We start from the raw sequence: 14,999 nt of genomic DNA on the forward strand, positions 1-14,999 counted from the left end.
CACTGCCAGCCCTCCCCGCAGCCCTCATCGGTAACCGCCACGCACTTCACCCGGTTCCGCACCCGCCGTCCGAGAGCGGAGCCGTCTCGTCATGCCCACGCCAGCGACTCCACGCCGCCGGCCTAGTTGACGTGCTTGCAGGAGAGGACCCAACGCCATGCCTTCCAATCCCCGATCGACGAAGCGCGCATCTCGATCTCGCCAGCCGATCACTACGCCGGTGGTCGACGAACAGCTCACCATCAAGGAGGTCTGCGACCTGCTCAAGATCGCCCGTTCCACATTCAGCGACTGGCGCGACAAGGGCGAGGCCCCGCCGTGCACTCGTCTTCCGAACAACCAAATCCGTGTTTCTCGATCGGCCTTGAACAGCTGGCTTGCCAACCGCCTGGAGGCCGCATGACGGACCAGATTTCCTATGACGTGAAGATCTGGGCCCTGAAATCACGTCGGCACAGAAGCGGGAAGGTCTCCTATCGGGTGCGGTGGTCAGTGGCCGGCAGGGAGTTCGGCGAGCCATTCCAGAAGTTCAAGCTGGCCGACAACTTCCGCAACGACCTGATCGCCGCCACCAAAGCCGGTGAAGGATTCCTAGTCGAGAAACCCGGATTGCCGACATCGATGATCCGCAAGGAGGCCACGAAGCTATCCGCGTTCCAGCTGGCCTGCGCGTACATCGACATGAAGTGGCCGGATGCGTCACCGAAGTACAGGCGATCGCTGGCCAGTTCATTGACCGGCATCACGGTGTCGATGCTGCGAGGCCAGACCGCGGTGGACGGAAAGGTGCTTAGGAAAGCATTGACGCAAGCGTTCAACACCACGCTGCGAAAAGAAGGACTCTCGCCCGACGTCGCCGCGGTACTCGACGAGGTCGGGGCCGGGTGCCGACGTGCGGACGAGTTTTCGAACCCGGACGTGCTGCGCTCGGTGCTCAGCGGGATCGATCGCAACATCGACGGCTCGAAAGCGGCGCCGGACACAGTCCGGATTCGGCGAGTGGCGTTGCGGGACCTGCTCGATTTCGCCGTAGAGCGGGAAGTCTTCGACGCGAACCCCCTGGAGGAGATCAAGGTCAAGAAGCGCAGCTACGAAATCCAAGAGGTCGACCCAGGCGTAGTGGTGAGCCCGATCCAGGGGCGGATGCTGCTCGAGGCAGTGCGCGATACCCATCCGGAACTGGTCGCGTTCTTCGCGGCCATGTACTTCGCTGGCCTTCGCCCCGAGGAAGCCGCCGACCTCAAGAGGTCGAATCTGCCTCTGTCTCTGGAGGGAGAGGGCTGGCTCAAGCTGGAAGGTGCACGCCCCGAGGTCGGCGGGGAGTGGACAGATTCCGGCGAGGCATCGGAAGCTGGGCCGCTCAAGCACCGGAACGTCGGGGCGACCCGCCAGGCCCCGTGCACATCGGAGCTGGCTGCCCTGCTGCACGCGCACCTGGTGATCTTCGGAACCGCTCCGGACGGCCGACTCTTCCGTGGTGTGCGCGACGGCGGGCGGCTGAGCAGCTCTGTCTACGGACGGGCATGGGCAACTGCCCGCGCGGCTGTGTTCACGCCCGAGGTCGCCGCTGGCCCGCTCGGCAAACGACCCTACGACCTTCGTCACGCGGCGGTGTCGACATGGCTCAACAACGACGTGGAAGCCACCCGGGTCGCGAAGTGGGCTGGGCACAGCCTGGCGGTGCTCCTGCGCGTCTACGCCAAGTGTCGCGCGGGCGGGGAGGTGACTGCCCTGGAGAAGCTCGAACGCGCCTACAGCATGACCTGAGCAGGCTCAGACGTGCGCCCGTAATGCGCCCGTGGATTGACCGGAACAGCCGGTCGCAGCCGTACACAGCCGGACATCACAAGATCGGCCCGGTGACCTGTTCTTGCTGGTCACCGGGCCGATCTTGCTGGTGTGGCGAGTGAGGGATTCGAACCCCCGAAGGCTGTGCCGTCTGATTTACAGTCAGATCCCTTTGGCCGCTCGGGCAACTCGCCGTGACCGGGTGTCCCCGGCCAAGACGAAAGAATACCCAATGCCGTGGCGGGCCGGTCAACCGGGTTCCGCAGGGCTAGGGTGGAAGCTCCTGACAAGCGAGTACGAGGTGTGAGAACACGTGGCGGATCCCTCTTTCGACGTGGTGAGCAAGGTCGATCGCCAGGAGGTGGACAACGCCCTGAACCAGGCCAGCAAGGAACTCGGTACACGGTTCGACTTCCGGGGTACCGGGACCAAGATCGACTGGTCCGGTGAGGAAGCGATCTCGATCGAGTCCGAGACCGAGGAGCGGGCGCTGGCGGCGGTCGAGGTGTTCAAGGAGAAGCTGATCAAGCGCGGCATCTCCCTGAAGGCCTTCGAGGCGGACGAGCCGGCGTTGTCCGGCAAGATCTACAAGATCGGCGGCAAGATCCTGCAGGGGATCGCGTCGGACAAGGCGAAGCAGATCGCCAAGTTCATCCGCGACGAGGGCCCCAAGGGAGTCCAGGCGCAGATCCAGGGCGACCAGCTGCGGGTGTCCGGCAAGAAGAAGGACCAGCTGCAGGACGTGATCGCCTTGCTGAAGGGCAAGGACTTCGAGATCGCGCTGCAGTTCACGAACTACCGCTGATCCGATGCCGTCCGCGGGTACTCCCCCGCAGTACCCGCGGAGGCACGGACGGCACACTTCCGGTGAGGTCCGCCGAAGCGAACGGCCACTCGTCCGAGCGTTCGTCCACGAGTCTGCCGTCGGGCAGGTAGGCGAGCTTCGGAATTCCCCGCTTCAGGGCGACGTCGAATTCCCAAGCCGTCCACGGGGTCTTCCGATAGGTGACGCTGACCACAGCGACGAAGATCGAGGCCCGCACCAGTTCGCGGTGCACCGCGTCCTCCCGATCGAACCCGGACGCCGCCCAGTCGAGGTCGTCCACGTAGACGTCGGCGCTTCCCGCCAGCCGAGCACGAAGTGCCACCAACCGTTCCAGCGAGTTGTCGGCACGGGAGTAGCTCACGAACATCCTCATGGGGTGCCCCGGAGAACGCCGGACGCGTAGGCCGCCAGCGCCGCTCCGACCATCGCCGCGAGGATCAGGTAATAGATCATGGAGGAGTTGAACGCGGCCCGGAACCAGCTCACCGCGGTCACCTTCTGCACGTGGTCGTAGCCCTCCGCGCAGCGCTCGGCACGCCGGTTCCAAATGTCTTTCATGAGCACCCGAAGTCGTCTTTGGTAATAGAAGCTGAAGGCGTCGGCGATCCAGAACGCCGCGATCACCATGAAGCCCGCGACGAAAACGGCCGGATTCAGCTTCTTGTCGCTGAAGGTGGCGACCAGGACACCCGCGGGGACGAGCACCGTCGCGCACAGCTTCTTGAGTTCGAAACAGGAGTCGGCGGCTTTCAACGTGGCCGCGTGCAGCTGGTCCAGCTGCTCCTTGTCCAGCGCGTCGGCAGTCGGCCCCTCGGACTTCGTTTCCGCCGCCTTCACCTCACGACCCGCCCGGACGATCGAGATCACGGCCGCCGCTCGTCCCACCACGGCGTCAAGTCTGCACCAAGATCGCGGCGGGCTCCAAGATCTAGGACGCGGTGACCGTCCAGGTCCCGTCACCTTCCACCGACACGAAGGCCGGGCCGGCCACGGGCACGCTGCCCCGGTAGTCGCCGAGCTGGTTGACGGGCAGTTCCGAGTGGTCGCCGCTGTGCACCCACACCGCGGTCCGGCCGCTGTTCTCGGTGGTGATGGCGATCGACGTGGCGGTGCCGGGCACGGCGAACACCGCTTCGCTCTTGCCCGACAAAGGCTTGCCCGGCTCCAGGACGGGCAGGCCCCTTTCGTCGGTGATGGTCAGCGTCCAGGCGGCGTTGGCCTTGATGGTGAAGGTCTTCGCCTGTCGGCCGGGCATGTCGTTGATCCACCGCGTGCCCTTGTACGGGCCGATGTCGTTGACGATCAGCTCGTTCTCGGTGTTGACCGCGACGTGGCCCGAACACTTCGGGCAGTCGAAGGTCACGAAGCCGAGGCGCGTCGGCCAGGCCATGGGGACCGACGCGTTCCCCTTGCCCGAGTGCTTCTCTTCCGGCTGCGGGCCGGGCCTCGGGGTGGTCGTGGGGGCCGGCGAAGGCGCGGCGAGGCCTTCCGGTGCGGCCGCCTGCGGGACGACGCGGCCCAGGTTCGGCGATGAGCAGGCCACCAGGCCCACGGTCAGCAGCACAGCCGCGCACAAGCGCCTGATCACGTGTTTCCCCCTAGTCGAACCCGTCAACGGATCTTCGCCTGCCGATAGCCCAGCGTTACCGGGCCACTCGGCCGAGCGATTAAACCCACTCGGAAGTGGGTTTCCGCCGCGACGCCTTCGCGGGAGTCCGAAAGGGACAAAAGCCCGTGTTGTAATCCGGCGATCGCGTTCGAGGAAGGTCACGATGAAGCGCCGTTTCAGCTCCGCACTAGCCTTCGCGCTGTCACTCACGGTGATCGCGTCCCTGTCCACCTCCGCGCAGGCCGCCGAGCGCCAGCAGCTCGTTCCGGGCTACGGCTCGTACCCGCGGCTCATCCGGCTCGAGCATTCCCCGATCGGCCGCGGCCGCATCATCGCGTCGCTGACCAGCGAGGACGCGAACGGCAAGTTCACCCCGATCATGGAGAGCACCGACGAGGGCCAGAGCTTCCACAAGATCGGTGAGATCCGCGACCGCGACGGCCGCCGCGGCATGTGCTGCGGAACGCTGTACGAACTGCCGCAACGGGTCGGCAGGCTCCGCGCGGGCACCCTGCTGTGGGCCGCGAGCTACCGGCAGAACGCCGGTCCGGAGCGGCGCATCGGCATCAGGATCTGGTCCAGCCGCGACGCCGGCCGCACGTGGGGTTTCCTGTCCGAGGCGGCGCGTTCGCACAACCACGACGGCATCTGGGAGCCCGAGTTCGTCGTCGACGCGGGCGGCACGCTGTGGCTGCACTACGCCGACGAAACCGAGGCGCCGCAGTTCGCGCAGGTGATGAACCGGGTCGCCTCCACCGACGGGGTGAAATGGGGCACCAAGCAGCGCACGATGGCCATCCCTCCGCATCGGGTGCGTCCGGGGATGCCGATCATCCGCCGCCTCCCCGACCGCCGGTACTACCTGGCCTACGAGATCTGCAACTACCGCGACCGCTTCTGCGACCCGTACTTCAAGATCTCCTCCGACGGCGCCAACTGGGGCGACCCCCTCGACCCCGGTACCCGCGTCACCACCGCGAACGGCAACTACTTCCAGCACGCCCAGACGGTCACGTTGTTCCCCGGCGGCCCGAACGGCGTGCGGCTGGTGATGGTCGGGCAGATCTACACCAACGCCGCCGGGGTGCCGCAGAGCAAGAACGGCAAGGTGCTGCTGGTCAACGACAACTTCGGCGCCGGGCACTGGTACGAACTCCCGGCGCCGGTGCACATCACCGGGATCCACGACAACTTCTGCCCCAACTACAGCTCGACGCTGCTGCCGGTCGACGGCGGAAAGAACGTGTTGCAGATCTCCACCGAGAACAACGCCGGCTGCAAGGCGTACTTCGCGAAGGGCCCGGCGTTCTGAGCCACCCGGTAGTGTGAGGTCCCGAGCGATCGGCTACGAAGCGGGGGCATCGCATGAAGGGCATCGTGCTGGCGGGGGGCAGTGGGACGCGTCTGCATCCCATCACCCAGGCGATATCGAAACAGCTGCTACCGGTCTACGACAAACCGATGATCTACTACCCGATCTCGGTGCTGATGTTCGCCGGGATCCGCGAGATCCTGATCATCTCGACCCCCGTCGACCTGCCGCATTTCCGGCGGTTGCTCGGTGACGGCAGCCAGTTCGGGCTCAGTTTCAGCTACGCCGAACAGGCCGCCCCGAACGGGCTGGCCGAAGCGTTCGTCATCGGCGCGGACTTCATCGGCGACGACGACGTCGCACTCGTGCTCGGCGACAACATCTTCTACGGCCAGGGATTCTCCAGCAGGCTGCAGGCCGCGGCGACCTCGCTCGACGGCTGCGTGCTGTTCGGCTACCCGGTCAAGGATCCGCAGCGGTACGGCGTCGGAGAGATCGACGCCGATGGCAAGCTCCTCTCCATCGAGGAGAAACCCGAGAAGCCGAAGTCGAACAAGGCCATCACCGGCCTGTACTTCTACGACAACCAGGTCGTCGAGATCGCCCGTGACCTCAAGCCCTCCCCGCGCGGGGAACTGGAGATCACGGACGTCAACCTCACCTACCTGCGCCAAGACCGCGCGACCCTGATCGACCTCGGCCGTGGGTTCGCCTGGCTCGACACCGGCACGCACGACTCGCTGCTGGAGGCAGGCCAGTTCGTGCAGGTCCTCGAACACCGGACGGGTGTCCGGATCGCCTGTCTCGAAGAAGTCGCGCTGCGTATGGGCTTCATCGACGCTGAGCAGTGCTACGCGCTCGGCGCGAAGCTGGCGAAGTCCGGCTACGGCGAATATCTGATGAACGTCGCACGCACCCAGGGCGCTACCGGCTGAACAGGTGCTCGCGCAGGGTGTCGCCGGTGTAGTCGGTCCGGAAGACACCCCGTTCCTGAAGCAGCGGAACGACGTCGTCGACGAAAGTGTCCAGCCCGCCCGGGGTCAGGTGCGGTACCAGCACGAAACCGTCGGCGGCGTCGCTCTGGACGTACTCGTCGATCGACTCCGCGACCTGCCGGGCGGTGCCGACGAACTGCTGGCGCGCGGTCACCTCGATGACGAGTTCGCGGATGGAGAGCTTCTTCTCCTCCGCGATCGCCCGCCATTTCGCGGCCACGGCGAGGGGATCCTTCTCGTGCCGGACGCGGCCCCAGGTCAGCGGTTCGGCGTCGGGGTCCGGGTCGACCTCGGGGAGCGGACCGTCGGCGTCGTAGGCGGAGAGGTCGCGGCTCCAGACCTGTTCGAGGAACTGGATCGCGGTCGCCGGACGCACCTGCTGGTAGCGGATCTCGCGGGCGTATTCGTGCGCATCCTCCTCGGTGTCACCGAGGACCAACGTCGCCGCGGGCATGATCAGCAGGTCGCCGCGCTCGCGGCCGTAGGCGGGTAGCCGCCGCTTGACGTCGGCGAAGAACTCCTTGCCGCTTTCCAGTGAGCCATGGCGGCTGAAGATGACGTCGGCAGTCTTGGCGGCGAACTCCCTGCCCTCGTCCGAGTCGCCGGCTTGGATGACGATCGGCTGCCCCTGCGGGGTCCTCGGGACGGTGAACTCGCCGCGGATGTCGAACTGCGGTCCACTGTGGACAAAACGCTCGATGCCGCGCGCGAAGACGCCGTTCTCCTTGTCCCCCATTAGTGCGCCGGGCGCCCAGCTGTCCCAGAGCTCACGCACGGTGGCGAGGAACTCCTCGGCGCGACGGTAGCGGTCCTCGCGTTTCAGGAAGCCGCCGCGGCGGAAGTTCTGGCCCGTCCACGCGTCCGGTGAGGTGACGACGTTCCACGCGGCGCGGCCGCCGGAAAGGTGGTCGATACTCGCGACCTGTCGCGCGACCTCGTACGGCTCGTTGAACGTCGACGACAGCGTGCCCGCGAGCCCGAGCCGGGTGGTGACCGCCGACAGCGCGGCCAGCACGGTGGTGGTGTTCGGCCGCCCGGCGACGTCGGAGTCGAGGATTTTGCCCGCGTGTTCGCGCAGGCGCAGGCCCTCGGCGAGGAAGAGGAAGTCGAACTTGCCCCGCTCGGCCGTGCTCGCGAGATGCTCGAAGGACGAAAAGTCGATTTGGCTACCCGAACGCGGGTCGCTCCACACGGTGGTGTTGTTGACGCCGGGGAAGTGTGCGGCGAGTTTGACCTGCTTGGGCATCTGTCACGCCTCCGTGTACTGGTTGGCGGCGACCCCGAGTCCGAGATGGTCGCGCAGGGTGGCGCCGGTGTAGGTCTGCCGGAACGCGCCCGCGGCCTGGAGCGCGGGGACGGTCTCGGCGGTGAAGAGCGCCAGGTCGTCGGGCAGGACCGCAGGGCGGATGTGGAAGCCGTCGAGTCCGTTGGACGCCGCGAGGCGGGGCAGCTCGATCGCGAGGTCGGCGGGAGTGCCGGTGAAGCTCAGGCTGTGCGGGAAGGGCGCGTAGGTCTCCAGCGCGCGACACCGGTCGAGCGCCGCCAGCTCCGTCTCGGCGAGCACGATCGTCAGACCCGCCAGAAGCTTGGCGTCCGGGAAACGTTCGCGGGCGCCGCGGACCTCGTCGACCAGGACGACGTCTGCACCGTGTGCGTACGGCGAGTCGCCGTACACCGCGACGACGGGATGCCCCTGCGGCGGGCGCGGCGTGATCGAAGGTCCCTTGATGCTGAAGAAGCGGCCCTCGAAGTCGACGTAATGGAGCTTCTCCCGGTCGATGAAGCGGCCGGTCGGCTCGTCGCGGATGATCGCGCCGTCCTCCCAGCTGTCCCAGAGCCGCGCGATCACGTCGACGACCTCGGCGTTCTCGGCTTCGGCGTCAGCCTCGGACGGCAGGGTGCGCCTGCCGAAGTGCGCGACTTCGGCTTCGGTGCGCGAAGGCACCGCGAGGACGCCTGCGCGGCCGCGGCTCGCGAAGTCGAGCGAAGCGACGGCCGTCGAGATGTGGAACGGCTCTGTGTGCGTGGTGGTTACCGTCGGAACCAGGCCGATTCCGCTGGTCACCGGGGCTATCGCGGCGAAGGTCAACAGCGCGTCGAGCCGGCCTCGGACGACCTCCTCGCCTCCTGGTTGGAGCGCGAGGGTGTCGTCGAGGGTGACGAAGTCGAGCGAAGCCGCTTCGGCAAGCTTCGCATGAGTCAGGTAGTGGGCGGCGGTGAACAAGGCGGCCGGGCGGACGTCGGAGACCCGCCAGGCGGCCGGATGCCGACCGGCCCCGTCGAGCGCGACCCCGATGTGCAACTGCTGTGCGGAAGCCATGCCCGGGGAACTCGCGCGCCCATGCCCCGATTCCCGCTCCCACGACCTGGGACAGCGGGCCGACCTGCGTTTAGCCCCCTAATCGCGATCCCGGGCCGACCTGCGTTTAGCCCCCTAATCGCGATCCGGCTGGTCAGTGGGGGTGGCGTGCCATTTCTTCCAGGCGCCGGATGCGTTCAGCCATGGGCGGGTGGGTCGAGAAGAGCTTCGTGAGGCCTTCGCCCGAACGGAACGGGTTCGCGATCATCAGGTGCGACTGCGAGACCAGCTTCGGCTCCGGCACGAGCGGAGCGGCGCGCGTCCCTCGGTCGAGTTTCCGCAGGGCCGACGCCAGCCCGAGCGGGTCGCCGGTGAGTTCCGCGCCCGACGCGTCGGCCTGGAACTCGCGCGAGCGGCTCACGCCGAGCTTCACCACGGCGGCCGCGATCGGCCCGATCATGACCAGGAGCAGCCCGACCAGCGGGCTCTCGCCGTCCTCGCGGTTGCTGCCGCCGAAGACGCTGGTGAACATCGCGATGTTGGCGATCACGCTGATGACGCTCGCCAGCGCGCCCGCGACACACGAGATCAGGATGTCGCGGTTGTAGACGTGGGACAGCTCGTGCCCCAGCACCGCGCGCAGTTCGCGTTCGTCGAGCAGGTCGAGGATGCCGGTGGTGCAGCACACCGCCGCGTGCCGAGGGCTGCGACCGGTGGCGAAGGCGTTCGGGGCCTGTGTGGGGCTGACGTAGAGCCGCGGCATCGGCTGCCGCGCGGTGGTGGCCAGCTCCCGCACGATCCGGTACATCGCCGGGTGCTCGGCCTCCGAAATCGGGCGGGCGCGCATGGCCCGCAGCGCCAGCTTGCCGGAGTTGAAGTAGGCGTACGCGTTGACCCCGAGCGCCACCATGAGGCCGATGACCAGCGCGCCTCGCCCGAAGAAACCGCTGATCCCGACGATGAGCGCGGACAGCAGGCCGAGCAGGACGACGGTCTTGAGCCCGTTCTGGTGTTTGTGCACGGCGTCCTGCTCCTTCCATTCTGCGGGGTGGGGGTTACTCATCGGAAACAACGCGATCGGGGGACGCGAAGTTCCTTCGCGTGCTCGGCTCGCGGGTTATCGTCGAACCCCGGAACGATCATCGGGAGGCGCCTGTGCGAGGACCCGAACTGAGCCGCAGAGCCCTGCTCACCCTGGCCGCGGCCGGCGCCTCCGCGGTCGCCTTCGCGCCGGCGGCCCGAGCCGAAAAAGTGCTTCTTGTCGAGGTCGGAGGCGCCCCGGAGGCGGTCGCGGTGAATTCCGTCACCGGTTTCGCGTACCTCTCGGACCCGTCCACCGGCACGATCGTCGTCCTCGATTCGCGGTCCGGCACGGTCGGCGACGTGATCCCGGTCGGCGGCGAGCCCGCCGGGCTGGCCGTGGACACGGTGACCAACCGGATCTTCGTCGCGAACCCGCCCGGCGGGACCGTCCTCGTCATCGACGGGCGGACCAATGACGTCGTCAGCGTGGTGCCTGCCGGCCCTGGAGCGTCCAGCGTCGACATCGACGAGCGGGCGAACCGCATCTACGCGGTCAGCGCCCTCACCGGGACGCTGGCCGTCATCGACGGCGTGGGCTGCCGCCTGCTGGACCTCGTCCCCGGTCCCACCCGGGGGTTGTCGTCGACGGCGGTCGACGGCGGACGCAAGCTCGCGTACTGCACCAGCACGGCCACCGACTCGCTGGAGGTCTTCGACATCGGCGCGGGCAAGTTCACCGGCGGGATCCCGGTCGGCAAGTCACCGACGGGGGTCGCCGTGCACAACGCGTCCGGGACGGTGTTCGTCGCGAATTCGGCGATCCATCATCTGTCCGTTGTGGACCCGGGCACGCGCAAGGAGAAGGCGACCGTGCTGTTGCGCTCGGAGTCTTCCTCGGTGGCGGTCCACGAGGGGTCGAACACCGTGTACTCCAACGGAGGGCCGAACGGCGTCGCCAGGATCGACGGGGTGACGAGCCTGCTCACCGGCGACCTGTCACTCGGCGTGAACCCCGGCGCCGTCGCGATCGACCAGCGCACCAGGATGGTGTACGTGGCGGATCCCTTGCGCGGCAGGGTTTCCCTGATCCGGGATTTCTGACGCCGGAGCGGGCATGATGGCGGGGTGAGCGAGTACGAATTGCGCGGCGGGCTGCAACCGGACGTCTCGGCCGTGGCCGCCGTACTGGCGCATCACGGTGTCGAAGGGCCGGACGGGAAGTCGCCCGGCGAGGCGCTGGTCTTCGCCGTGTCCGGCGGGATCGGGGCCGGCTACATCCTGTGGGACTTCGCGCACGAAACGATGTCGACGATCGTGTTCGGTTTCCGCGCGCGCTGGCAGTATCCGCAGGAATGGCTCAAGTCCACAGTGGACCGTTTGGGACTCGGCATCGATCTCCACACCACCGGCGGCAAACGCGCCGCCGCGAAACGGCTCACCGCCGATCTCGAAGCGGGGCGGCCGGTGATCGTCCTCCCGGACCGCGAGTCGCTCGGCTACTGGCATCTGCCGCCGGAGATGTCCGGCGGTGGCGGCCACTTCGTCGTCGCGTACGGCGAAGAAGACGGCCGGGTGCTCGTCGACGACCGGAACCTCGCCCCACTGACTGTCGACCGGAAGACGTTCGACGCCGCGCGCGCCAGGGTCGGCTCCTACAAGAACCTGCTCGCGACGATCGAGCCCGGCGAGGTCTCCGACTGGCGGACGGCCGTGCGCGCCGGGCTGACGGATTGCGTCCGGAACCTTTCGGCGCCGTCGAAGTCGTTCTCGCTGCCCGCCTGGGGACGCTGGGCGAAGGCGATGAACGACGAACGTGACCCGAAGGGCTGGCCGCGCGCGTTCGGCGAGCGGCGCGGGCTCGTCGGGGCGCTGTTCACCGTCTGGGAGAGCGTCACCCCGGCCGGGATGGAGGGCGGGCACCTGCGCGGGCTGTTCGCCGACGCGCTCACCGAAGCCGCCGTCCTGCTCGAACTCCCGACGCTGGCCGAACAGGCATCGACCTGGCGCGCGATCGGCGAACGCTGGGCCGAACTGGCCGAGACGGCCGTCCCGGCGTCGAATGCCGAGTTCGCGTGGGTGCGCGGGCTGGTCAGCGCGGTGTCGGCGGGCGTGCGGGAAGGCGACGCGGGGCAGGACGCCGCCGCCGCGGCCGGTGCGGAAATGTGGAAACTGCGCGCGCACTACAACGACGAAACGCCGTTCACCGACGTCGAAGTCCGGGAACTCTTCGGCACGATGGGCGCCATGATCCAAGACATCCACACCGCCGAGACCGCCGCGATCCGCGAACTCTCCGAAGCCCTGATGGAGTGAACCGGGCCGACGTCCGTTGCGCCGCGCGGCCGTAACACCACGCCATCGTTCAAGATCCACTTCGTGCACGCACATCCGCTGGGGACGACCAGTGCGCGTCCCGCTCCCGAGATCCACCTCCACCGCCATCGCCTGCGTGTCGCCGACCTGGACTGTCTCGGTCACGTCGGGAACGTGCGGCTGCTGGACTACTTCCAGGAAGCCCAGATCGCGCTGCTCGACCCGCGGCGCGAGTGCCTTCTCCAGGCCAAGGGGCCGGCGTACCTGATCGCGAAGCACAACGTCAGTTACCTGCGCAGGCTGACTTTCCGTGACAACCCGGTCGAGGTGGAGACCGTGGTCGGCCGGATCGGCACCTGCGACGTCGTGGTGAACAGCAGGCTGCGCGACGAGCGGGCCGTCTACGCGCGTTGCCGCACCATCTGGGTCGCGTGCACCCTGCCCGAAGGCAGCACGCGGCGGCTCGCCGAAGAGGAACGTGAGCGGCTGACGCGATTCAGCGGGGCAATCGACGAGATCTCCTGAATCAGTTTTTAACCGTTTATGCTCCATTTCCCGCACTACCGGAATACGGCTGGGCCGTTCAGCGGCTGATCATCACGCTTTTCGGCCGGTACCTTCGAAAGACCTCTCTCCCCTGCAGAGCTCCCCGGAGGTATTTCATGCCACGGCCGAAGTCTGTCCGCTTCCTCGCGCCCATGATCGGCGCGATGCTACTGACGAGCGGGGCGGCCGTCGCCGCCCCGGCCGCCGAAGATCCCCAGTTCATCCGTCTGGCCAGCAGGACCTTCGACCCGCTGAGCCAGCGCGCGGCGGCGAGCCAGGACTGGAAGGGCGCGTACCTGCTCCAGGTCCGGAGCGCGCTGACCGACGCGCAGCGCGGGAAATTGCGCTCGCTCGGCGTGCGGATCGGGACCTACATTCCCGATTTCGCCTACGTGGTCCGACTGAAGCCGGAGAACCGTGAATCGGTGGCGGAATTGGCATTCGTCCGCTGGCTCGGCGAATACCGGCCGGACGACAAGATGGAGATGTCGGCGGCCGCCACCGGCAGCCATCTGGTGACACTGGTCGAGCCGGACGCGCGGGACCAGCGCGTCGTGGCCGAGCGGATCCTGCGGCTCGGCGGCGGTATCGAGGCGATTTCGCAGAGCGGGCAGCACATCGTCGCGAAACTCGGTTCCGGGCAGGCCGCCGCCGTGGCGCAGGGGGCCGAAGTGCTCGCGGTCGGCGCCATCACCGCCCCCGAAACCGACATGGCCAACGCCAGGGAGAGCGGGGGCGCGAACTACGTCGAGAGTGTCGGCGGCTACCGCGGTCAGGGCGTACGCGGCGAGGTGATGGACGGCGGCCTGCGCGTCACCCACCAGGAGTTCAAGGCACGGCCGACGGTGATGCACGGCTCGAACTCCACCAGCACCAGCCACGGAACATCGACCTACGGCCAGATCTTCGCGTCCGGGGTGAGCGCGCCTCAACGGGGGCTGCTGCCCGAGGGACAGGGGATCTTCGCCACCTACAACAAGCCGGACCGCTACGCCCACACCAAGGAACTGGTCGACCCGGCGGGCAAGTACCGCGCGGTGTTCCAGAGCAACAGCTGGGGCGGTGGGCTGACCACGGCCTACAACTCCGTCTCCGCCGAGCTCGACAAGATCGTCTTCGACCACGACCTGCTGATCTGCCAGTCGCAGAGCAACGCGGGCACCCAGCAGTCGCGGCCGCAGGCCTGGTCGAAGAACGTGCTCTCGGTGGGCGGGCAGTACCACTACAACACGCTGGGCCGCACCGACGACAAGTGGAGCGGCGGCGCCAGCATCGGCCCGGCGGCCGACGGCCGGATCAAACCGGAACTGTCGAACTACTACGACCGGATCGACACCACGTCGTCGGGCAGCGACACCTCGTACACGACGTCGTTCGGCGGCACGAGCGGCGCGACCCCGATCACCTGCGGGAACGCCGGGTTGCTGTTCCAGATGTGGGCCGACGGCGTGTTCGACGGCGGGCCCGGCAAGGCCCGCGACGTGTTCACGAGCCGACCGCACGCCGCCACCGCGAAGGCGCTGCTGGTCAACGGGGCCGACCAGTTCGCGTTCAGCGGCACGTCGCACGACATGACCAGGACGCATCAGGGCTGGGGCACCGCGAACGTGCGGTACCTGCACGACCAGGCCAAGGCGAACGGATGGAAACTGCCGGTGCTGGTGAACGAGACCGACCTGCTGGGCACCGGGCAGTCGAAGAAGTACACGGTCGCGGTGAACGGGACCAAGCAGTTCAAGGCGACGCTGGCCTACACCGACCCGGCGGGCTCGCCGAGCGCGTCGGTCGCCAGGGTCAACGACCTGACCCTGAAGGTCACCGCGCCGAACGGGACCGTCTACTACGGCAACAACGGGCTGAAGGCGGGCAACTTCTCGACCGCGGGTGGATCGCCGAACACGGTCGACACGGTGGAGAACGTCATCCTGGAGAAGCCGGCCGCGGGTACGTGGACGGTGGAGGTCGTGGCGACGCAGGTGAACGCCGACGGGCACCCGGAGACATCGGCCACCGACGCGGACTACGCGCTGGTGGTTTCTTGACGCTCTGAGGCCCCTGCCGGCCACTTCGCGTTTAGCCCGCTAAACGCGAAGTGGCCGGTGGGCGTGGCGACCGCGTGTCGCGCCGGCCTCGCGTATCGCGTTCAGCCCGCTGAACGCGAGTACCCGGGCCCGGATGGCGGAGGCGCCTGCGCCGATGGCCGAGACGACAGGTTTCGGTTGTGAGACGGAAGCGTGAGACCCCTGAAAGGCATGTAACGAGGCGACCCGAGGTGCCGACGTCTGGGA

The 14,999-nt window shown here is 67.7% G+C and carries 15 protein-coding genes and 1 tRNA gene; 9 read left to right on the forward strand and 7 right to left on the reverse strand.

What is annotated here, in order from left to right; genetic code table 11:
* Nucleotides 1-157 precede the first annotated feature (157 nt).
* Both BLW75_RS21015 and BLW75_RS21020 read left to right on the forward strand, forming a co-directional pair.
* Nucleotides 158-403: a helix-turn-helix transcriptional regulator gene (locus tag BLW75_RS21015; RefSeq protein ID WP_091597982.1), complete on the forward strand. Its 246-nt coding sequence runs from the start codon at nt 158-160 to the stop codon at nt 401-403.
* A complete protein-coding gene (locus tag BLW75_RS21020; RefSeq protein ID WP_034324224.1) occupies nt 400-1,767 on the forward strand; it encodes a tyrosine-type recombinase/integrase in 1,368 nt (455 codons plus the stop codon). Before BLW75_RS21015 ends, BLW75_RS21020 begins: the two co-directional genes overlap by 4 nt.
* 133 nt (nt 1,768-1,900) lie before the next feature.
* Here BLW75_RS21020 and BLW75_RS21025 read toward each other — a convergent pair.
* Nucleotides 1,901-1,982 (reverse strand) — tRNA-Tyr (locus tag BLW75_RS21025).
* Nucleotides 1,983-2,101: 119 nt separating this feature from the next.
* Here BLW75_RS21025 and BLW75_RS21030 point away from each other — a divergent pair.
* A complete protein-coding gene (locus BLW75_RS21030; protein ID WP_034324222.1) occupies nt 2,102-2,593 on the forward strand; it encodes a YajQ family cyclic di-GMP-binding protein in 492 nt (163 codons plus the stop codon).
* On the opposite strand, the gene BLW75_RS21035 is transcribed toward BLW75_RS21030, so the two are convergent.
* Genes BLW75_RS21035 through BLW75_RS21045 form a run of 3 tightly spaced genes read right to left on the reverse strand, consistent with a single transcriptional unit; the run spans nt 2,577 to nt 4,202 of the window.
* Nucleotides 2,577-2,975, reverse strand: a complete 399-nt coding sequence (locus BLW75_RS21035; protein ID WP_158005449.1) for a TIR domain-containing protein — start codon at nt 2,973-2,975, stop codon at nt 2,577-2,579. The genes BLW75_RS21030 and BLW75_RS21035 overlap by 17 nt on opposite strands.
* A gap of 8 nt (nt 2,976-2,983) precedes the next feature.
* Nucleotides 2,984-3,502, reverse strand: coding sequence for a hypothetical protein (locus tag BLW75_RS21040; protein WP_143055339.1), 519 nt, complete (start codon nt 3,500-3,502; stop codon nt 2,984-2,986).
* 40 nt (nt 3,503-3,542) lie between these two features.
* A complete protein-coding gene (locus BLW75_RS21045) occupies nt 3,543-4,202 on the reverse strand; it encodes a hypothetical protein (protein WP_091597991.1) in 660 nt (219 codons plus the stop codon).
* 184 nt (nt 4,203-4,386) lie between these two features.
* Here BLW75_RS21045 and BLW75_RS21050 point away from each other — a divergent pair, with 184 nt between their 5' ends.
* Nucleotides 4,387-5,535, forward strand: a complete 1,149-nt coding sequence (locus BLW75_RS21050) for a sialidase family protein (RefSeq protein ID WP_034324215.1) — start codon at nt 4,387-4,389, stop codon at nt 5,533-5,535.
* Nucleotides 5,536-5,588: 53 nt separating this feature from the next.
* Complete coding sequence (gene rfbA, locus BLW75_RS21055; RefSeq protein ID WP_034324212.1) at nt 5,589-6,470, forward strand: glucose-1-phosphate thymidylyltransferase RfbA; 882 nt, start codon at nt 5,589-5,591, stop codon at nt 6,468-6,470.
* Here the strand turns inward: rfbA and BLW75_RS21060 are convergent.
* The 3 genes from BLW75_RS21060 to htpX form a co-directional block, all read right to left on the reverse strand.
* Complete coding sequence (locus BLW75_RS21060) at nt 6,460-7,776, reverse strand: NtaA/DmoA family FMN-dependent monooxygenase (protein ID WP_034324209.1); 1,317 nt, start codon at nt 7,774-7,776, stop codon at nt 6,460-6,462. The genes rfbA and BLW75_RS21060 overlap by 11 nt on opposite strands.
* Nucleotides 7,777-7,779: 3 nt before the next feature.
* Nucleotides 7,780-8,850, reverse strand: coding sequence for an LLM class flavin-dependent oxidoreductase (locus tag BLW75_RS21065; RefSeq protein WP_034324206.1), 1,071 nt, complete (start codon nt 8,848-8,850; stop codon nt 7,780-7,782).
* 133 nt (nt 8,851-8,983) lie between these two features.
* Nucleotides 8,984-9,850, reverse strand: a complete 867-nt coding sequence (htpX, locus tag BLW75_RS21070; protein WP_034324232.1) for a zinc metalloprotease HtpX — start codon at nt 9,848-9,850, stop codon at nt 8,984-8,986.
* 134 nt (nt 9,851-9,984) lie between these two features.
* Here htpX and BLW75_RS21075 point away from each other — a divergent pair, with 134 nt between their 5' ends.
* The 4 genes from BLW75_RS21075 (at nt 9,985) to BLW75_RS21090 (ending at nt 14,753) form a co-directional block, all read left to right on the forward strand.
* Nucleotides 9,985-10,953 (forward strand): YncE family protein, encoded by a 969-nt coding sequence (locus BLW75_RS21075; protein WP_034324230.1) that lies wholly within the window; start codon nt 9,985-9,987, stop codon nt 10,951-10,953.
* A gap of 24 nt (nt 10,954-10,977) precedes the next feature.
* Nucleotides 10,978-12,165, forward strand: coding sequence for a BtrH N-terminal domain-containing protein (locus tag BLW75_RS21080; RefSeq protein ID WP_034324204.1), 1,188 nt, complete (start codon nt 10,978-10,980; stop codon nt 12,163-12,165).
* 63 nt (nt 12,166-12,228) lie between these two features.
* On the forward strand, nt 12,229-12,690 hold the full coding sequence (locus tag BLW75_RS21085; protein WP_241784173.1) for an acyl-CoA thioesterase: 462 nt from the start codon (nt 12,229-12,231) through the stop codon (nt 12,688-12,690).
* Nucleotides 12,691-12,875: 185 nt separating this feature from the next.
* Nucleotides 12,876-14,753 (forward strand): S8 family serine peptidase, encoded by a 1,878-nt coding sequence (locus BLW75_RS21090; RefSeq protein WP_241784171.1) that lies wholly within the window; start codon nt 12,876-12,878, stop codon nt 14,751-14,753.
* The last annotated feature ends 246 nt before the right edge of the window (nt 14,754-14,999 follow it).

Source organism: Amycolatopsis lurida, from assembly GCF_900105055.1.
Classification (GTDB): domain Bacteria; phylum Actinomycetota; class Actinomycetes; order Mycobacteriales; family Pseudonocardiaceae; genus Amycolatopsis; species Amycolatopsis lurida.